Source organism: Methylopila capsulata, assembly GCF_016907975.1.
GTDB lineage: Bacteria > Pseudomonadota > Alphaproteobacteria > Rhizobiales > Methylopilaceae > Methylopila > Methylopila capsulata.
This window is the reverse complement of sequence record NZ_JAFBCY010000003.1, coordinates 56,478-75,148: the sequence shown is the minus strand read 5'-3', so window position 1 is coordinate 75,148 and position 18,671 is coordinate 56,478. Positions and strand designations below refer to the sequence as shown.

14 protein-coding genes are annotated in these 18,671 nt (G+C 70.7%); 3 read left to right on the top strand and 11 right to left on the bottom strand.

Going from position 1 to position 18,671, the window contains the following annotated elements; all coding sequences use genetic code 11:
- Positions 1-13: 13 nt before the first annotated feature.
- The 3 genes from JOD31_RS11570 (at position 14) to JOD31_RS11560 (ending at position 5,176) form a co-directional block, all read left to right on the top strand.
- Positions 14-706: a response regulator transcription factor gene (locus JOD31_RS11570; protein WP_271206173.1), complete on the top strand. Its 693-nt coding sequence runs from the start codon at positions 14-16 to the stop codon at positions 704-706.
- Positions 690-2,135 carry a sensor histidine kinase gene (locus tag JOD31_RS11565; protein ID WP_204950517.1) on the top strand — a complete coding sequence of 482 codons (1,446 nt, stop codon included), beginning with the start codon at positions 690-692 and terminating at the stop codon, positions 2,133-2,135. The genes JOD31_RS11570 and JOD31_RS11565 overlap by 17 nt, the downstream gene beginning before the upstream one ends.
- A gap of 83 nt (positions 2,136-2,218) precedes the next feature.
- Entirely contained in the window at positions 2,219-5,176 is a 2,958-nt protein-coding gene (locus JOD31_RS11560; protein ID WP_204950516.1) for a bifunctional [glutamine synthetase] adenylyltransferase/[glutamine synthetase]-adenylyl-L-tyrosine phosphorylase, read from the top strand.
- Positions 5,177-5,361: 185 nt separating this feature from the next.
- Here JOD31_RS11560 and JOD31_RS11555 read toward each other — a convergent pair whose 3' ends face one another.
- The 11 genes from JOD31_RS11555 to JOD31_RS11505 all read right to left on the bottom strand — a co-directional run bounded on the left by JOD31_RS11555 (position 5,362) and on the right by JOD31_RS11505 (position 18,492).
- Entirely contained in the window at positions 5,362-7,671 is a 2,310-nt protein-coding gene (locus tag JOD31_RS11555; protein WP_204950515.1) for a PAS domain-containing sensor histidine kinase, read from the bottom strand.
- Positions 7,672-7,858: 187 nt separating this feature from the next.
- On the bottom strand, positions 7,859-10,495 hold the full coding sequence (pepN, locus tag JOD31_RS11550) for an aminopeptidase N (RefSeq protein WP_204950514.1): 2,637 nt from the start codon (positions 10,493-10,495) through the stop codon (positions 7,859-7,861).
- Positions 10,496-10,584: 89 nt separating this feature from the next.
- Positions 10,585-11,388: an enoyl-CoA hydratase-related protein gene (locus tag JOD31_RS11545; protein WP_204950513.1), complete on the bottom strand. Its 804-nt coding sequence runs from the start codon at positions 11,386-11,388 to the stop codon at positions 10,585-10,587.
- A 50-nt stretch (positions 11,389-11,438) separates the two neighbouring features.
- Positions 11,439-12,407, bottom strand: a complete 969-nt coding sequence (locus JOD31_RS11540; protein ID WP_204950512.1) for a ribokinase — start codon at positions 12,405-12,407, stop codon at positions 11,439-11,441.
- A complete protein-coding gene (locus JOD31_RS11535) occupies positions 12,404-12,799 on the bottom strand; it encodes a DUF423 domain-containing protein (protein WP_309299049.1) in 396 nt (131 codons plus the stop codon). Before JOD31_RS11535 ends, JOD31_RS11540 begins: the two co-directional genes overlap by 4 nt.
- 126 nt (positions 12,800-12,925) lie before the next feature.
- On the bottom strand, positions 12,926-14,026 hold the full coding sequence (locus tag JOD31_RS11530; protein WP_204950510.1) for a branched-chain amino acid ABC transporter substrate-binding protein: 1,101 nt from the start codon (positions 14,024-14,026) through the stop codon (positions 12,926-12,928).
- 130 nt (positions 14,027-14,156) lie between these two features.
- Entirely contained in the window at positions 14,157-14,504 is a 348-nt protein-coding gene (locus tag JOD31_RS11525) for a DUF6867 family protein (protein ID WP_204950509.1), read from the bottom strand.
- A gap of 178 nt (positions 14,505-14,682) precedes the next feature.
- Positions 14,683-15,405 (bottom strand): ABC transporter ATP-binding protein, encoded by a 723-nt coding sequence (locus JOD31_RS11520; RefSeq protein ID WP_204950508.1) that lies wholly within the window; start codon positions 15,403-15,405, stop codon positions 14,683-14,685.
- Entirely contained in the window at positions 15,402-16,268 is an 867-nt protein-coding gene (locus JOD31_RS11515) for an ABC transporter ATP-binding protein (protein ID WP_204950507.1), read from the bottom strand. Before JOD31_RS11515 ends, JOD31_RS11520 begins: the two co-directional genes overlap by 4 nt.
- The gene (livM, locus tag JOD31_RS11510; RefSeq protein ID WP_204950506.1) at positions 16,265-17,578 is read right to left on the bottom strand and encodes a high-affinity branched-chain amino acid ABC transporter permease LivM; all 1,314 of its coding nucleotides are present in this window, start codon (positions 17,576-17,578) and stop codon (positions 16,265-16,267) included. The genes JOD31_RS11515 and livM overlap by 4 nt, the downstream gene beginning before the upstream one ends.
- Entirely contained in the window at positions 17,578-18,492 is a 915-nt protein-coding gene (locus JOD31_RS11505; protein WP_204950505.1) for an ABC transporter permease subunit, read from the bottom strand. Before JOD31_RS11505 ends, livM begins: the two co-directional genes overlap by 1 nt.
- Positions 18,493-18,671 lie beyond the last annotated feature (179 nt).

Genomic DNA, 18,671 nt, shown 5'->3' with positions numbered 1-18,671 from the left:
CGAAAGGCGCGCCATGACCACGGCCATGAAGCTCCTGATCGTCGAAGACGACCGCGAAGCGGCGGCCTATGTCGTGAAGGCCCTGACCGAGGCCGGCCATGTGGCCGACCACGCGGCGGACGGCCTCGACGGCTACGCCTTTGCGTCCGCGTCGAACTACGACGTGCTGGTCGTCGACCGCATGCTGCCGAAGCTCGACGGCCTGTCGCTGATCGGCCGGCTGCGCGCCGAGGGCGCGACGACGCCGGTCCTGATCCTCTCGGCGCTCGGCCAGGTCGATGATCGCGTCGACGGGCTTCGCGCCGGCGGCGACGACTATCTCACCAAGCCCTACGCCTTCGCCGAACTGCTGGCCCGCGTCGAGGCGCTCGCGCGGCGCGGCGCGGCGGGCGCCGGCGACACGGTGTACAAGGTCGGCGATCTCGAGATCGACCGGCTGTCGCACACCGTCGCGCGCGCCGGCCAGGAAATCGTGCTCCAGCCCCGCGAGTTCCGGCTGCTGGAGTACCTCATGCGCAACGCTGGCCAGGTCGTCACGCGCACCATGTTGCTCGAGAACGTCTGGGACTATCATTTCGACCCGCAGACCAACGTCATCGACGTGCACGTCTCGCGGCTGCGCTCGAAGATCGACAAGGGCTTCGACAAGCCGCTGCTGCACACCGTGCGCGGAGCGGGGTACGTGATACGTGACGGCGCTCGGTAAGCTACTCCGCACCACGGCCTTCCGGCTGGCGCTCGCCTATCTCGTCGTGTTCGCGACGCTCTCCGTCGTCGTGCTGGCCTATGTGTCGTGGCACGCGAATGCGCTGATCGCCGCGCAGCTCAACGCCACCGTCAACGCCGAGATCACCGGCCTCGCCGAGCAGTACCGCCAGGGCGGCATCCGCAAGCTGGTGGCGACGGTGGAGGAGCGCTCCAACCGCGGCGCCGGCACGCTCTATCTCCTCACCACCTTCGCCGGCGACGTGCTGGCCGGCAACGTCGTGGGCCTGCCGGACGCGGCGCTCGCGGAGCAGGGCGAGCGGGAGCTGCCCTACCAGCGCGCGGGCGAGACCGCGGTCGCGCCCTATCCCGCGGTCGTGCGGGTGTTCGTGCTGCCCGGCGGCTACCGCCTGCTCGTCGGCCGCGACACCGAGGAGCGCGAGCGGCTCTCCGGCGTCATCGCGAACGCGGTGCAGTGGTCGCTAGCGCTCGTCATCGTGCTCGGCCTCGCCGGCGGCGTGTTCGTCGCGCGGCGGGTGCTGAACCGCATCGACGCCATGACCGACACGGTGCGCGGCATCATGGCCGGCGATCTCTCCGGCCGGCTCGCCGTCACCGGCTCCGACGACGAGTTCGACCGCCTCGCCCAGGCCACCAACGCCATGCTCGACCGCATCAACGAGCTGATGGCGGGGCTGAAGGAGGTCTCCGACAACATCGCCCACGACCTCAAGACGCCGCTGAACCGGCTGCGCAACCGCGCCGAGGCCGCTCTGCGCGACGCCCGGAGCGAGGACGACTGGGCGGGGGCGATGGAGCGGGTGATCGCCGACACCGACGCGATGCTCGGCATCTTCAACGCGCTGCTGCTGATCGCCCGCGCCGAATCCGGCGGCGCCCGCGACCAGCTCGCCGCGGTCGACCTCGCCGACATCGCGGGCAGCGTGGCCGAGCTCTACGAGCCGCTGGCGGAGGAGCGCGGCGTCGCGCTGCTCGTCGAGACGCCGGAGCCGATCCAGGCGCTGGGCAACCGCGAGCTGATCGGCCAGGCGGTGGCGAACCTGATCGAAAACGCCCTGAACTACGGCGGCTCCAACGGCGAGGTGCGGGTGACCGCCCACGGCGACGGCGACCTCGCGCGCATCGTGGTCGCCGATCGCGGCCCCGGGATACCCGACGCCGACAAGGCCCGCGCGGTCGAGCGATTCGTGCGGCTGGACACCTCGCGCTCGCGGCCGGGGTCCGGTCTCGGCCTTGCGCTGGTGTCCGCGGTCGCCCGGCTCCATGGCGGCGCGCTGACGTTGGCCGACAACGAACCGGGCCTGCGGGCCGTCCTCACCCTGCCGATCCAGACGCAGGCGCTGCCGCCGCCGGCCCCTCCGGTCTTGCCCGCGCCCGCGGCGAACGCCGGCGCCCAGGCCGCGGAGTAGCGTCCGCCATCCGCAATCACGCCTTTGGCTATGTCTCGCTCGGGCGCCCGGCTGCTAAGGTCGCGCGAAAGGGAGGACAGGCGATGACCGCACGCAAGACGGCCGCGCCCGCAGCTATGCAGGACGACCGCGCGCTCGCCGCGAGGCTCGCGCCCGCGACCAGGCCGGCGGATCCGAAGGCCGCGCGCGCCGCGGTCGCCGCGCTGCTGCGCGACGCGCCGGCGCTCGCGGAGGCGGCGTCCTCGGCCCAGGCCCAGGCTCTGCTCGAGGCCGTCGCGGACGGCTCGCCGTTCCTCTGGGGCCTGATTCTGCGCGATCCCGACCGCGTCGCGGCGCTGTTCGAGGCCGAGCCGGAACGGCGGCTGACCGAGATCGTCGAAAGCTTCACGGCGGCCGCCACGTCAGGCGACGAGCGCGCCGCTCTGGCGCGCACGCTGCGTCGGGGCCGGGCGGAGGCGGCGCTGCTGATCGCGCTCGCCGATCTCGGCGGACTGTGGGGCTGCGCCGAGGTCACCCGCGCCTTGTCCGACGTCGCGGACGCGGCGATTGGCGCTGCGCTGCGTTTCGCGCTTCGGGAGGCGGCGGCCTCGAGCAAGCTGCGCCTCCCGGACATCGCGGATCCCGAGACGGGCTCCGGGCTGTTCGTGCTCGGGATGGGCAAGCTCGGCGCGCGCGAGCTGAACTACTCCTCCGACGTCGACCTCGTCGTGTTCTTCGACCCGCTGGTCGCGCCGGTGGCCGCGGGCGAGGAAGCGGTCACGCTGTTCGTCCGGGTCACCCAGAGCATGACCAAGCTGCTGCAGGAGCGCACGGCGGACGGCTACGTCGCGCGCGTCGACCTGCGCCTGCGGCCCGATCCCGGCGCGACGCCGGTCGCGCTCTCCCGCGACGCGGCCATGTCGTACTACGAGACGGTCGGCCAGAACTGGGAACGGGCCGCCATGATCAAGGCCCGCGTGGTCGCCGGCGACCGGGCGGCCGGCGGGTCCTTCCTGAAGGAGCTGCGGCCCTTCATCTGGCGCCGCTCGCTCGATCACGCCTCGATCTCCGACATCCACGCCATGAAGCGCCAGATCCACGCCCACAAGGGTCACGGCGCGATCGCGGTGGAGGGCCACAACCTCAAGCTCGGCCGCGGCGGAATCCGGGAGATCGAGTTCTTCGTGCAGACCCAGCAGCTCGTCGCGGGCGGACGCGACCCCGAGCTGCAGACGCGCGGGACCATCGAGGGCCTCGCGAAGCTTAACGAGGCCGGCTGGATCACCGATGCGGCGCGGGACGAGATGGGCGAGGCCTACGGCTTCCTGCGGACGATCGAGCACCGGCTGCAGATGGTCGACGACGCGCAGACCCACTCCCTGCCGGAGGACCCGGAGCGGCTTGCGGCCTTCGCCCGCTTCGCGGGCTTCGCTTCCCGCGACGCTTTCGCGAAGGCGCTGACGAAGCGCCTCAAGACGGTGCAGAGGCACTACGCCAAGCTGTTCGAGGACGCCCCGCCGCTCGCCGCCGACGTCGGCAACCTGGTCTTCACCGGCGAGGCGGACGACCCCGGCACGCTCGCGACGCTGAAAGGTTTGGGCTATGCGGAGCCGTCGTCGGTCTCCGCCATCGTGCGGGGCTGGCACCACGGCCGCTACGAGGCCATGCGCTCCGCCCGCGCCCGGGAACTCCTGACCGAACTCGTGCCCGCCATGCTGGTGGCCTTCTCGAGATCCGGCCGTCCCGACGCCGCGCTGTTCGCCTTCGACAAGGCTCTGGAGCGCACGCGGTCGGGCGTCGCGCTGCTCGCGCTCATCCGCGCCAGCCCGAACATCCTCGAACTGCTCGCCGACGTGCTGGGCGCCGCGCCGAAGCTCGGCGAGACGCTCGCGCGCCGGCCGCGGGTGCTCGACGCGCTGACGGACCCGGCCTTCTTCGGCCATCTGCCGGACCGGGCGGAGCTCGACGCCCGGATTGCGGACGCGCTTTCCGAGGCGCGCTCCTACGAAGACCTGCTCGACCGGGCGCGCATCGCGGGGCAGGAGCTCAAGACGCTGGTGGCCTTGCGGGTGGCGGCGGGTGTCGTGCCTGTGGAGCAGGCCGCGGCCGCGTTCTCGCGCATCGCGGACGCGTTGACGACGGCGCTGTTCGCGGCGGTGGAGACGGAGCTTCGGAAGGCGCACGGCCGCGTCCCCGGCGGCGCGGCCGCGGTGGTCGCGCTCGGCAAACTCGGCGGCGAGGAGATGACGGCGGCCTCCGACCTCGACCTGATCCTGCTCTACGACCACCCCGAGGAGGCGACGGAGAGCGACGGGCCGAGGCCGCTCGCCGCGAGCCAGTATTTCGCGCGGCTGACGCAGCGCCTCGTCTCGGCGCTCTCCGCGCCCACGAGCGAGGGCGTGCTCTACGAGGTGGACGTGCGGCTGCGCCCCTCGGGCCGCGCCGGGCCGCTCGCGACGCGGCTGAAGGCGTTCGAGACCTATCAGGCGGAGGAGGCGGAGACCTGGGAGCACATGGCGCTGTCGCGCGCGCGGGTCGTCGCCGGGCCGAAGGCGTTCCGCCGCAAGGTCGAGGGCGCGATCGCGACCGCGCTCTGCGCGCCCCATGACAGGACCAAAGCGCTCGCGGACGTCCGCGAGATGCGGGCGTTGCTCGACAAGGAGAAGGGCGGCGGCGGGCCGTGGAACCTGAAGCACGCGCCGGGCGGGCTCGTTGACGTCGAGTTCGCCGCGCAGGCGCTGCAGCTCGTTCACGCTCAGGAGCGCCCGGAGATCCTGCGGGCCTCGACCCTGGCGGCGCTCGCGGAGGCGCGGCGTCTCGGCGTTCTCGACGACGACGACTACGAGGCGCTCACCGCAGGCGGCCGCCTGCAGCAGGACCTCACCCAGATCGTGAAGCTCGCCATCGACGGCCAGTTCGACCCGAAGAACTCGCCCGCCGGGCTCAAGCTGCGGCTGGCGCGCGCGGCCAACTCGCCGGACTTCGCGGTGCTGCAGGCCACTCTGAAGGACGCGCAGAAGGCGGTGCGGGCGGCGGCGAAGCGGGTGCTGGCCGGGGGCTGAACCCTTCCGGCCGGAATGACGCGAGGAACCTCGCCGTCGTTCCGGGCTTGTCCGGGAGCCCATCGCTCCGCCGGTGCGGGATCATCCGGGCGCGTCGGGCTTATGGGCCCTCGGGACAAGCCCGTGCGCCGACGGAGCGTGGAACGCAGGTCGCGTTCACGCGAACACGGCCGCTCCATGCGGCTTCAGGCGATCTTCTCTTCGGGCTCGATCGCCCGGTCGGCGCGGACCGGCAGGCGAACGAGCACCACGGTGCCGACCTGCAGGGTCGAGCGGATGCGCATCGTGCCGCCGTGGAGTTCGGTGAGCGAGCGCGAGATCGCGAGGCCGAGGCCGGAGCCCTTGTGGCTCTTGGAGAACTGGCTCTCCACCTGCTCGAACGGCCGCCCGAGCTTCGGCAGCGCGTCCTTCGGGATGCCGATGCCGGTGTCTTCGATGTAGAGGTTGAGCGCCCCGCCCACCGCGCGGGTGCGCACCGTCACCCGGCCGCCGGCGGGCGTGAACTTCACCGCGTTCGAGAGCAGGTTGAGCAGGATCTGCTTCAGCGCCCGGCGGTCGACCTCGACCGTCACGCCGGTCGCGGCCTCCGCCCTGAGCGCGATGGACTTCTCCTCGGCGCGGGGCGTGATGACGCGCATGGCCTCCAGCACGACCTTGTCGATGTCGATCGTCTCGTGCGTCAGGCGGAAGCGGCCGGCCTCGATCTTCGACATGTCGAGCACGTCGTTGATGACGTCCAGCAGGTGCTGGCCGCTCTCGCGGATGTCGCGGCAGTACTCATGGTACTTGTCGGAGCCCAGCGGCCCGAACATCCCGCTCTCCATGATCTCGGAGAAGCCGATGATGGCGTTCAGCGGCGTCCGGAGCTCGTGCGAGATGTTGGCGAGGAAGTCGGACTTGGCCTTGGAGGCGCTTTCGGCCTGGCTCTTCTGCTCGGCGTATTTCTCGGCGAGGTCGGCGAGCTGCTGGGCCTGGACCTCGAGCGTCTGGCGCGACTTGCGCATGTCGGCGACGTTCGCCATCAGCGCGCGCTCGCTCTCCATCAGCCGCTCTTCCTGGCGCTTCAGCGAGGTGATGTCGGTGCCGACCGAGACGAAGCCGCCGTCTTTGGTGCGGCGCTCGTTGATGTGCAGCCAGCGGCCGTCCTCGATCTGCGCGTCGTAGGTGCGCGCGCCTTCCTCGGTGCGACCGTCCGGCTTCACGTGGTTGAGGATCACCGGCTGCCGTCCCGCGGCGATGATCGCCTCGCGGTGGGCGCCCGGCAGGATCGCCTCCTCGCGCAGCTCATAGAGCTGCTGGAACTTCGAGTTGCACATGACGAGGCGGTTTTCGCTGTCCCACAGCACGAAGGCCTCGGAGATGGTCTCGATCGCGTCGCGCAGGCGCATGTCGGCGGTGGCCGTGCGCTCCTGCAGCGCTCGCTGCTCGGTGACGTCGACGCAGATGCCGATCAGCCGCGGGCCGTCGTCGCCGCGGTTGCGGACCAGTTCGGCACGGGCGCGGAGCCAGATCCACTGGCCGCGGGCGTCGCGCACGCGGAACATGCGATCGATGTTGGTGGTGACGCCGCGGGCGACCTCGTCGGCGAGGGCGTAGAAGTCGCCGTCGTCGGGATGGATCAGGGCGTTGAACTCGCCGAACGACACCAGCTCGTCGCGCGGGGGATAACCGAGAAGCTCGAACAGCGAGCGCGACCAGAAGATGCGGCCGCGGGCGATGTCCCAATCGAACAGGCCGCAGCGGCCGCGCGAGAGCGCCGTGTCGATGCGCTGGCGGACGTGGTCGTAGATCTGGTCGGCCTGCCGGGCGCGGGCGGACTGCCAGTGAAAGGCGACGCCGAGCAGCGCCAGCACGAAGCTGGTGGAGGCGTAGAGAGCGACCGAGCTCGCGGTAGCCGAACGCCAGGGCTCCAGCGCCGCCTCGACGTCCTGGACCATGGCGATCTGGCCGAGCCGGCCCTGGCCGAGATTGCGGACCGTCGCGAGCGCCGGCGCGCCGTCCGGCAGCGTCAGCGTCATCACGCCGGCGCGCTCGCCGAAGGTGGTCAGCGGCTGCGCTGCGCCGAGCAGGGTGACGAGGTCGGCCGGCAGCGATCCCTCGGGCGCGCCGTAGGCGGCGACGATGCGGCCGCCTTCGTCGGAGATGTAGTAGCGCCGGCCGCGCTCGCCGGCGTTGCCGGGGAGCACGGCTCCGAGGCGTCGCCCGACGTCGCCGCCGCGCTCCATGACCGGCGGCGCCTCGAAGGCTGCGACGGCCGCCAGCATCGACATTTCGTCCGCGGCGGCGCGCAGGGCGCGGGCGCGGGCGTCGATGGTCTGCATCACCGCGCCCACGCCGACGATCAGCAGGAAGGCGATGATCAGCGCGGGGACAAGCTTGCGAAGGAAAGGTTCGGCGGAGAGCAGGCGACGGTAGGCGGGGCGGCCGATGGACCGCGCCACGCCTTTTACGCTGAAGCTGCGCGCAGGCATGCCTGCCACGTTGGCGCGCGCCATCGCGTGTGTCCTTCCGATCGACGAGTGATGACGTCGACCGGAGATAATCCCGACAGCCCGATTCGACTTGGCTATTAGAATCAATACCTGCCGTGGCTGTCTAGTGCGAATTAACCCCCGGTTAATTACTTTTGAGAGCGCAGACGAAAAACGTGAGTCGGATGAATCACTTGACCGAATGATGGATTCATCCAAGCGCGCGCCGGACGATGTCGCCGACGTCCGGCGACAGGCCGGGAGCGGCGGCGACTGCCCGAAGCGCGGCCTCGGCCTTGCCGCGACGGACCGGCTCCAGCGCCCGCCAGGTCTTGAACGCGCCGAGAAGACGGGCGGCGACCTGTGGGTTCGTCCCGTTCAGCTCCCGCGCCACCTCGGCGACGAAGGCGTATCCCAGCCCGTCCGCCCGGTTGAACTGCGTCGGGTTGCCGGAGCCGAAGGCCCCGACGAGCGAGCGCACGCGGTTGGGGTTCCGGATGTCGAAGGCGGGCGTCGTCATCAGCGCGCGGACCCGGTCCAGCGTGTCCGGCAGCGGCGCGGAGGCCTGGATCAGGAACCACTTGTCGATCAGCAGCGGATCGCTCTTGTAGCGGTCGTGGAAGTCGGCGAGCGCGGCGTCGCGCGCGTCCGACGCTGAGAGCGACAGGACCTGCAGCGCCATGATGCGATCGGTCATGTTGGTCGCGCCGTCGTAGAGCGCCTTGGCGCGCGCCACGCCGTCCGGCGCGCCGCCGGCGGCGAGATAGTCGAGCGCCGAGATCTTCAGCGCGCGGCGGCTGGCGGAGGCCGCGTCCGGCGAATAGGGGCCTTCGTCGACCAGCCGCTCGAAGGCGGCCGCGAGCGGGCCCGCGAGCCGGCGGGCGAGGTCGAGCTTCAGCGCCGCGCGGGCGGCGTGGATCGCGTCGGGGTCGACGTCCTCTCCGATCTCGCGGGCGACGTCGCCCTCGCTCGGCAGCGCCGCCACCTGCGCCGCGAAGGCGTGGTCGGTCTCGCTCGGATCGAAGGCGCGGGCGACCGCTTCGGCGAGCCGCGGCTCCTCCGGCGCGGGCGCGCCGGCGCGCTGCGCGTCGACCCGGGCGACGAGGTTGCGGAGCGCGACCGTCTGGCCGGCCTGCCACCGGTTGAACGGATCGGAATCGGACTTCGCGAGGAACAGCAGGTCGTCGTCCGTGAGGTCGGTCGAGAGCTTCACCGGCGCCGAGAAGTTGCGGAACAGCGAGGCCGCTGGGCGGACGGGAACCTGCTCGAACACCAGCGTCGTTTCCGCCTCGGTCAGCGCGAACACGGGGCCGGCGGGCGCGCCGGCTATCACCAGCGGCATGTCCGCGCCGTCCGGGCCCACAAGCCCCGTGACCATCGGGACGACGGCGGGCTGCTTGGTCGGCTGGCCAGGGGTCGCCGGCACGCGCTGCGCGGCCGTCACCGTGAAGGTCTTCGCCGCCGCGTCGTAGGCGGTGCGGATCGTCACCTCGGGCGTCCCGGCCTGATGGTACCAGAGCATGAACTGGCCGAGATCGCGGCCGGAGACCTCCGCGAAGCAGGCGATGAACTGCTCGATGGTGCAGGCCTGGCCGTCGTGGCGGTCGAAGTAGAGATCCATGCCGGCCTTGAACGCCTCCGGTCCGATCAGGACCTTCAGCATGCGGATGACCTCGGCGCCCTTCTCGTAGACCGTCGGCGTGTAGAAGTTGTTGATCTCGGCGTAGGCTTGCGGTCGCACGGGGTGGGCGAGGGGCCCCGAGTCCTCGGCGAACTGCGCGGCGCGCAAGGCCCGGACGTCCTGGATGCGCTTCACCGGCCGCGACCGCGTGTCGGAGGTGAACTCCTGGTCGCGGAACACGGTCAGGCCTTCCTTCAGGCACAGCTGGAACCAGTCGCGGCAGGTGATGCGGTTGCCGGTCCAGTTGTGGAAGTATTCGTGGGCGATGATCGCCTCGATGTTGGCGTAGTCGCCGTCGGTCGCGGTCTCCGGAGACGCCAGCACGTACTTGTCGTTGAAGACGTTGAGGCCCTTGTTCTCCATCGCGCCCATGTTGAAGTGCGACACGGCGACGACCATGAAGACGTCGAGGTCGTACTCCCGGCCGAACACCTCCTCGTCCCAGCGCATGGAGCGCTTGATGGCGTCGAGGGCGTAGGGCGCGCGATCTTCCTTGCCGTGCTCGACGAACACCTCCACCGCGACCGTGCGGCCGGACAGGGTGACGAAGGTGTCGGAGACCTTGGCGAGGTCGCCCGCGACCAGCGCGAACAGATAGGACGGCTTCGGGTGCGGGTCGTGCCAGACCGCGTAGCTCCGGCCGCGGCCGGCCGGCCCGGTCTCCATCAGATTACCGTTCGACAGCAGCAGCGGAGTCTCGTCCGTCGGGCCTTCGATGCGGGTGGTGTAGACCGCCAGCACGTCGGGCCGGTCGAGGAAGTAGGTGATGCGGCGGAAGCCCTCGGCCTCGCACTGCGTGGTGTAGGAGGCATTGGAGCGGTAGAGCCCCATCAGCCGCGTGTTCGCGGTGGGATCGATCTTGGTGACGATCGTGAGCTCGAACGGTCCGCGCGGCGGGTTGGCGATGCTGAGCCGCTCCGGCGAGACCTCGATCGCGTCGGCCTCAAGCTCGGCGCCGTCGATCGCGACCGAGACCAGCTTCAGCTCATCGCCGTCGAGCGCGAGCGCCGCGTTTTCGCGCCCCTCCGGGTTCGGCCGAACCTTGAGCCGGGCCGTCACCCGCGTCGCGTGCGGGTCGAGGTTCACGTCGAGATCGACCGTGTCGATCAGGAAGTCCGACGGGCGATAGTCGGCGAGACGAACGAGCTGGGGATCCTCGGCGCGCATGGAAGCTCCGTCGGACGAGAGGGAATCAGGGCGTTCGGTTTAGGCCCGCGGCGCGGGCCGGCGCAAGGCGGACGCCGGCGTGCGGCCGCTCAACTCCGCTCGGACCATGCCGGCGGCCTCTTTTCCATGAAGGCGCGGACGCCCTCGGCGTGGTCGGGGGAGGCGGCGGCTTCCGTCTGCAGCTCCCGCTCGAGGGCGAGCTGGGCCTCGAGGTCGTTGCCGGGGGAGGCGTTCAGCAGGCGCTTGGTCAGGGCGGTCGCGCTGGCCGACTGGCCGGCGAGCCGTTCGGCGATCGCGAAGGCCTCGTCCAGCAGCCGGTCGTCGTCGACCGCCTTCCAGATCAGCCCCCAGCCCTCCGCCGTCTCCGCCTTGATCGGCTCGGCGAGCAGCGCGAGCGCCTTGGCGCGGGCTGCGCCGACGAGCCGCGGCAGCGTCCAGGAGCCGGCGACGTCCGGCACGAGGCCGATCTTCACGAAGGCCTCCACGAACTCGGCCGAGCGCCCCGCGACGACGATGTCCGCCAGCAGCGCGAAGTTCGCGCCGGCGCCGGCCGCGACGCCGTTCACGGCGGTGACGACGGGCAGCGGCGAGGCGCGCATCCTGGCGATCACCGGCTCGTAAAACTCGCGGAGGATGCGGCCGACGTCGCGCTCCTCGGGCGGGAGCGTCGCGATCAGGCCGATGTCCTGGCCCGAGCAGAAGCCGCGGCCGGCGCCGGTGATCACGATGGCGCGCACCGTAGCGTCGGCCTCCGCCGCGTCGAAGGCCGCGGCCAGCGCCGCGAGCAGCTCCGGCGTGAAGGCGTTGATGCGCGACGGCCGGTTGAGCGTGAACAGCGCGACGGCGCCCCGGCGCTCGACGAGAAGGCTCGGCGCGGAAGAGGTCTCGGCCATGGCTCGCGTGGTCCTGCTGTGTCGATCGACGTTGCGCCACGAGACGGCGTTCAGTCGCAGGGCGCAAGCCCAGGCTTCGGCGCAAGCCGGGGCTTGCGATCGAGCAGCGCGTCGATCTCGGCGCGCGTCGGCATCGAGCGCCCGGCGCCCGGCCGCGTGACCGAGAGGCCTGCGGCGGCGCAGCCGAAGCGGGCGGCGTCCAGCGGCGGGCGGCCTTCGGCGAGCGCTGCGGCGAATGCGCCGGCGAAGCAGTCGCCCGCGCCGGTGGTTTCGACGACGGGGCCGGCGTCGAGCGCCGGCGCGATCTCGGAGACGCCCGGCCCATGGACGAGCGCGCCGCGCGCCCCGAGCGTCACGACGGCGCAGCCCACGCCGCGGGCGATCAAGGCGTCGCCGGCCCGCCGCGCGTCGTCGAGGGTGACGACGGCGACGCCGGTCAGCGCCCGCGCCTCGCTCTCATTGGGCGTGAGGTAGTCGCACAGCGCCAGCAGGTCGTCGTCGAGCGGCGCGGCGGGCGCGGGATTGAGCAGTGTCGCGACGCCGGCTCTGCGGGCGATCCGGAGGCCCGCGCGCGCGGCTTCGATCGGCTGTTCGAGCTGGGTCAGGAACACGCGCGCCCCGGCGATGACGCCGCGCGCGGCGTCCACGTCCTCCGCCGACAGCGCGCCTCCGGCGCCGGGCTCGACGATGATGGCGTTCTCGCCGCCGTCGGACTGAACGAAGATGAAGGCCGCGCCGGTCGGGCGGGCGCGGTCCGTGACGACGAAGCCGGCGTCGACGCCGGTCGCCGCCCATTCCGCGCGCGCGACCGCCGCGAAGGGGTCGGCGCCGATCCGGGTGATCAGCGCAGCGCCCGCGCCGGCCTTGGCGGCGGCGATCGCCTGGTTCGAGCCCTTGCCGCCGGCCCCGAGGACGAACCCTTCGGCGAGCAGCGTTTCGCCGAGCTGCGGCAGGCGGCGGGCGCGAAAGGTCAGGTCCGCGGCGAAGATGCCGAGAACGGCTACGGTCGCCGCGCTCACGCCCGCGGCGACCGGCCGGCGGCGGCGAGAGCCGCGCCGATCGCGACGCCGAGCCAGCCGAGGATCATCAGCGTCCCGCCGGTCGGCGCGGCCATGGGCCAAGGGCTCGCGCCGTTCAACGCGCGCAGCGTGAGGTCGCCGCAGAACAGCAGCGTGCCGAGAGCGATCGCCCAGGCTGGCGCGCCGAGCCGGGCGCCGGCCGCGAAGGCGTGGGCCGCCGCCGCCAGCGCGACGAGCGCGGCGGCGTTCAGCATCAGGAAGTTCGACGCGGCGCCAAGCAGGGGACTGTCCAGGCGGTGCGCCGCGACCGCCGCGAGCGCGACGCCGGCGGCGCCGTAGAGGCCGGCGAGGATGACGAGGAGGAGCGCGGAACGGGAGGGGGCGTGCGACATGGCGCGCATTCTCCCCGCTTCGCCGCGCTTGGCAATGGCGCTTGCGGCCCGCAGGCGGACGAAGCCTCGGCCAAAGGAAAAGGCCCGCCTCGGAAGGCGGGCCTCGACAGGGTCAGGCGGCCGACGTCACTTCTCGACGTAGGAGCCGTCCTTGAACTCGTAGAACACGTAGCCGGCGACGGTCGGATCGCCCTTCTCGTCGAACTTCACGTCGCCGACGATGGTCTTGAAGTCGGCCTTGTTCATCTCCGCCAGCACCTTCTCGGTGTCGGAAGCCTTCGCGGCCTTCAGCGCGTCGGCGTAGATCTGCACGGCGGCGTAGCTGTAGAGCGTGTAGCCCTGCGGGTCGAAGTTCTTGGCCTTGAACTTGGCGACGACCTCGGCCGCGGAGGGCAGCTTGCGCTGGTCCGGCGGGAAGGTGAACAGGGTGCCTTCGCCGGCCTTGCCGGTGATCGCCCAGAAGTCGCTGGTGGCGAGCGCGTCGCCGCCGATCAGCGGCGCGTTCACGCCCTGCTCGCGCAACTGGCGGACGAGCAGGCCGCCTTCGGTGTGGTAGCCGCCGAGATAGATGACCTCGACGCCGGCCTGCTTCAGCTTGGAGACGAGAGCGGAGTAGTCCTTCTCGCCCGCGGTGATCGCCTCGTAGAGGGTCTCCTTGCCGCCGGCCGCCTGCAGCGCCTTCAGCGTCTCGTCGGCGATGCCCTTGCCGTAGGCCGACTTGTCGTGAAGGATCGCGACCTTCTTGCCCTTGAAGTTCTCGGCGATGTACTTGCCGGCGACCGCGCCCTGCTGGTCGTCGCGGCCGCAGATGCGGTAGATCGACGGTCCCGCGCGCTTGTCGGTGAACACCGGATTGGTCGAGGCCGGCGAAATCTCGATGATGTCCTCTTCGGCGTAGACCGCCGAGGCCGGGATCGACGAGCCCGAGCAGTAGTGCCCGACCACGAACTTGACGCCTTCGCCGGCCATCTGGTTCGCGACGTTGACCGCCTGCTTCGGGTCGCAGGCGTCGTCGCCGACCTTCAGCACCAGCTTCTCGCCGTTGACGCCGCCGGCGGCGTTGATGTCGGCGACAGCCTGCTCGACGCCGTTGCGCATCTGCGCGCCATAGACGGCGTTGGAGCCGGTCATCGGACCCACGACCGCGATCGTGACGTCCGCATAGGCCGGCGTCGCTAGCGCCAGCGCGAGACCGGTCACCAGACCGGCCGAAAGACGCGTCTTCATGAGAATTCTCCCCTGATGCGAAAGGCTGTTCCGGACGTCCGCGGATCTCGCCGCCCGCGCGCCGTCCATTGATTGCGCGTCGCCGTCGGCCTGTCACGCAGCGATCGCGTGAGTGCCGGCCGGAATCTTGTCATCGGCCGGCCTTGGCGCGCCAGCCGAAGGGACCGGCGCTCTCGTAGAGCCAGTCGTACTGCCGCGTCATCTGCCGCACGAGCCGCACACGGTGCCCGGCGAGCGCCAGAACGACGAGGACCGCAAGGTCGACGACGTAATAGTGCAGCGTCAGCAGGCTGCCGCTGAACAGCGCGTAATGGATGAAGCGCACCGCCGCCGCGAGCGGGATCATCCAGGCCGCGACCTTCCACGCCGGCTCCCAGGAGCCCGCGACGGCCCGGCCCGCGAGCCACGCCGCGCCGCCGCCGAGGAACACGGTCACGAACAGGAATTCGGAAAGCGAGATTTCCCAGATCAGGCCCATGGCGTGCGCCCTTCCTTCTCCCTCCCCCTTGCGGGGAGGGCCGGGGTGGGGGTGGCGCCGGAAAGGGCGGCGAGGTCAGGCGTCGAGATGCGGCGCAGACCGCGGCTCATCCTGAACGACCCCCACCCCCAACCCATCCTCGCAAGGGGGAGGGGAGCCTGCGCCTTCGTCGAAGCCATCAGCGCCCGCCCTCCAGATAGGCCGCGCGGACCTCCTCGCGCTCCAGCAGCTCGCGGCCGGCGCCGGACAGCGTGATCTGGCCGTTGACCATCACATAGCCGCGGTGGGCGAGCTTGAGCGCGTGGTAGGCGTTCTGCTCCACGAGGAAGACCGTCAGACCCTCTGTGCGGTTGAGCTCCGCGATCACGGCGAATATCTGCTTGGCGATCAGCGGCGCGAGGCCGAGCGAGGGCTCGTCGAGCATCAGCAGGCGCGGCCGGCTCATCAGCGCGCGGGCGATGGCGAGCATCTGCTGCTCGCCGCCCGAGAGCGTGCCGCCGCGCTGGTTCGCGCGCTCCTTCAGCCGCGGGAAGATGTCGAACATGCGCTGGAGGTCCGCCTCGTAATGGGCGTAGCCGGTGACGGCCGCGCCCATCTTGAGGTTCTCGATCACGCTCATGCGCGGGAAGATGCGCCGCCCCTCGGGCGACTGGGCGATCTTGAGCTGCGCGATCTTGTGCGTCGGCGTTCGGGTGATGTCCTGCCCGTCGTAGACGATCGATCCGTCGCGAGCCTGCGGGGCTCCGAAGATCGTCATCATCAGCGTCGACTTGCCGGCGCCGTTCGCGCCGATCAGCGTGACGATCTCGCCCTCGCCGACGTCGACGTCCACGCCCTTCAGGGCGGCGATCGCGCCGTAGTAGGCGGTCACGCCGCGGATCGAGAGCAGGGGCTCCGTCACGACGTCGCCTCCACCGCGATCTCGCTCTCCACCTTCTCGACCTCCTCGTCCTCGACGCCGAGATAGGCGGCGATGACCTTCGGGTCGTTGCGGACGTGGAGCGGCGCGCCGTCGGAGATCTTCTTGCCGTAGTCGAGCACGACCACGTGGTCGGAGATCTCCATCACCACGCTCATGTCGTGCTCGATCAGCAACACGGCGGTGTCGTCCTGGTCGCGGATCGAGCGCAGCAGGGCGTTGAGCTCCAGCGACTCGCGCGGGTTCAGGCCGGCGGCGGGTTCGTCGAGGCAGAGCAGCACCGGCTCGGTGCACATGGCGCGCGCGATCTCGAGCCGGCGCTGGTCGCCGTAGGGCAGGTCGGCGGCCGGGTCGTCGGCGCGGTCGATCAGGCCGATGCGCTCGAGCCAGACCTTGGCCTTCTCGATCGCGGCCCGCTCGGCCTTGTTGAACCCGCCGATCCCGAGCACGCCGAGCACCGTGAGGCCCGAGGCCTTCATCAGCGGCGCGTGCTGGGCGACCAGCAGGTTCTCGAGCGCGGTCATGCCGCCGAACAGGCGGATGTTCTGGAAGGTGCGAGCGACGTTGGCCTTCCGCGAAATCTGGTGGTCGCGCAGCCGCTCCAGCAGCAGCGGACCCTCCTTGGACGCGAGCGTCAGGCGGCCGACGGTGGGCTTGTAGAAGCCGGTGATGCAGTTGAAGACCGTGGTCTTGCCGGCGCCGTTCGGTCCGATGAGCGCGGTGATCTCGCCGCGGCGGACGTCGAACGAGACGTCGTTCACCGCGGTCAGGCCGCCGAAGCGCATGGTCAACCGTTCGACCCGCAGCAGCAGCTCCGGCGGCAGGGCGGGCGTGTCGTCGATCATCCGTGGCCCTCCTGCACGAGGGAGCCGGAGATCGCCTTCTTCTCCTTGAGGAACACCGACGGGCTGCGCGTCGAGACCAGGCCGCGCGGGCGCCAGATCATGATCAGCACCATGACGAGCCCGAAGGTGATCATGCGGTAGTCGCTGAACTCGCGGAACAGCTCGAAGCCGCCGATCATCACCACCGCCGCGACCGCGACGCCGAACTGGGAGCCCATGCCGCCCAGCACGACGATCGCGAGGATCAGCGCGCTCTCCATGAACACGAAGCTTTCGGGGCTGATGAAGCCCTGTCTCGTCGCGAAGAACGAGCCGGCGAAACCCGCGAACATCGCGCCGAGCGCGAAGGCCGTGAGCTTGGTGTTGACGGTGTTGATGCCGAGCGACCGGCAGGCGATTTCGTCCTCGCGCAGCGCCTCCCAGGCGCGGCCGATGGGGAGGCGGCGCAGCCGGATCGTGACGACGTTCGTGAGCAGCGCGAGCGCCAGGATCAGATAGTACAGGAACACGATCCGGTGCAGCGGCGAGTAGGTCAGGCCGAAGGTGGCCGCGAAGCCGTCGTCGCCGCGGTCGAAATCGAGCCCGAAGAAGCTCGGCCGCGGGATGCCGGAGATGCCGTTCGGGCCGCCGGTGAACCAGTACCAGTTCAGCAGCACGATGCGGATGATCTCGCCGAAGGCGAGCGTCACGATCGCGAGGTAGTCGCCGCGCAGCCGCAGCACGGGGAAGCCGAGGATCACGCCCCAGAAGGCGGCGAGAATGCCGGCGAGCGGCAGGCAGACCCAGAACGACAGGCCGAAATACTGCGCGAGCAGGGCGTAGGAGTAGGCGCCGACGGCGTAGAACGCGACGTAGCCGAGGTCGAGCAGGCCTGCGAGGCCCACGACGATGTTCAGGCCCCAGCCCAACATCACGTAGGTCAGCACGAGGATGCCGAGGTCGATCGCGTAGCGCTCGGTGAAGGGCAGCATCGGCATCACCACCGCGCCGAGGATGGCGAGCGGCGCGAGGTACTTGGCGAAGCGCGCGAGCCGGGCCTCGACCTTCGGCGGCACATAGCCCAGCGACTTCTTCCGGCCGGGCCGCCACAGCGTGAGGTTCAGCAGCAGGCGTCCGGCGAAGACGATCGCTACCGCGATCGCGACCTTGCCCCAGTGCTGCTCGAGCTCGATGCCGCTCTGGGTCTGGACGGTGACGAGGCCGAGCATGGGGGCTGCGAGGCCGAGCGCGACCAGCGCCGCGAAAGCCGCGTCTTTGAACGCGACGGCGAAGACGGAAGGCGCGCCGGCGCCGGCGTGAGGGTCCGCCATCAGACCTTCTCGACCTCGGGCCGTCCGAGCAGACCGGAGGGCAGGAAGATCAGCACGATCGCGAGGATCGAGAACGCCGCGACGTCCTTGTACTCGACGGTGAAATACGCCGACCAGAACGTCTCGATCAGGCCGATCAGAAGGCCGCCGAGCATGGCGCCGGGCAGCGAGCCGATGCCCCCGAGCACGGCGGCGGTGAAGGCTTTCACGCCCGCCACGAAGCCGATGTAGAAGTCGATGACGCCGTAATAGAGCAGGTACATGAGCCCTGCGACCGAGGCGAGCGCCGCGCCCATGACGAAGGTCAGCGAGATGGTGCGGTCGACGTCGACGCCGAGCAGCGCGGCCATCTTGCGGTCCTGCTCGCAGGCGCGCTGGGCGCGGCCGAGCGGCGTCTTGGAGACGATCAGCGAGAACGCCACCATCAGCGCGATGGTCGTCACCACGATGATGACCTGCACGTTCGACACGTTGACGACGAAGCCGTCCGCCGCGCCGAACTGGTAGCCGCCGGTGATCACGGGCGGCAGCGGCTTCACGCGCGCCCCCTGGGCCACCTGCACCATGTTCTGCAGGAAGATCGACATGCCGATGGCCGAGATCAGCGGCGCGAGGCGGAACGAGCCGCGCAGCGGCCGGTAGGCGATGCGCTCCACCGTCCAGCCGTAGAGCGAGGTGAGCGCCATCGCGAGGATCAGCACGATCAGCAGCGCGAGCGGCATGAAGGTGACGCCAAGCGCGAGCAGCGCCAGGAACACGATCAACGCCATGAACGAGCCGACCATGAACACGTCGCCATGGGCGAAATTGATCATGCCGATGATGCCGTAGACCATCGTGTAGCCGATGGCGATGAGCCCGTAGATCGAGCCGAGCGTGACGCCGTTGATGAGCTGCTGGAGAAAATATTCCATGCGCTTCGCGTCGTTCCCTCATGGTCACGGGCGGCCGGCGCCCTTCGGATAGGCGAGCGCGCGTCTTAGGCAGTTCTAGCGCGGGTCGTGCGCGCCGACAACGCGTGCAGCGCGTCATGGCCGCTGAAATGTCGGATTGCACGTGGACAACCGTCGGACCGTTGAGCCGATTCCCCAGC

Coding starts and splice junctions, on each gene's coding strand:
- JOD31_RS11570 (WP_271206173.1), top strand. CDS start 14: ATGACCACGGCCATGAAGCTCCTGATCGTCGAAGACGACCGCGAAGCG.
- JOD31_RS11560 (WP_204950516.1), top strand. CDS start 2,219: ATGACCGCACGCAAGACGGCCGCGCCCGCAGCTATGCAGGACGACCGC.
- JOD31_RS11555 (WP_204950515.1), bottom strand. CDS start 7,671: ATGGCGCGCGCCAACGTGGCAGGCATGCCTGCGCGCAGCTTCAGCGTA.
- pepN (WP_204950514.1), bottom strand. CDS start 10,495: ATGCGCGCCGAGGATCCCCAGCTCGTTCGTCTCGCCGACTATCGCCCG.
- JOD31_RS11545 (WP_204950513.1), bottom strand. CDS start 11,388: ATGGCCGAGACCTCTTCCGCGCCGAGCCTTCTCGTCGAGCGCCGGGGC.
- JOD31_RS11535 (WP_309299049.1), bottom strand. CDS start 12,799: ATGTCGCACGCCCCCTCCCGTTCCGCGCTCCTCCTCGTCATCCTCGCC.
- JOD31_RS11530 (WP_204950510.1), bottom strand. CDS start 14,026: ATGAAGACGCGTCTTTCGGCCGGTCTGGTGACCGGTCTCGCGCTGGCG.
- JOD31_RS11525 (WP_204950509.1), bottom strand. CDS start 14,504: ATGGGCCTGATCTGGGAAATCTCGCTTTCCGAATTCCTGTTCGTGACC.
- JOD31_RS11515 (WP_204950507.1), bottom strand. CDS start 16,268: ATGATCGACGACACGCCCGCCCTGCCGCCGGAGCTGCTGCTGCGGGTC.
- livM (WP_204950506.1), bottom strand. CDS start 17,578: ATGGCGGACCCTCACGCCGGCGCCGGCGCGCCTTCCGTCTTCGCCGTC.
- JOD31_RS11505 (WP_204950505.1), bottom strand. CDS start 18,492: ATGGAATATTTTCTCCAGCAGCTCATCAACGGCGTCACGCTCGGCTCG.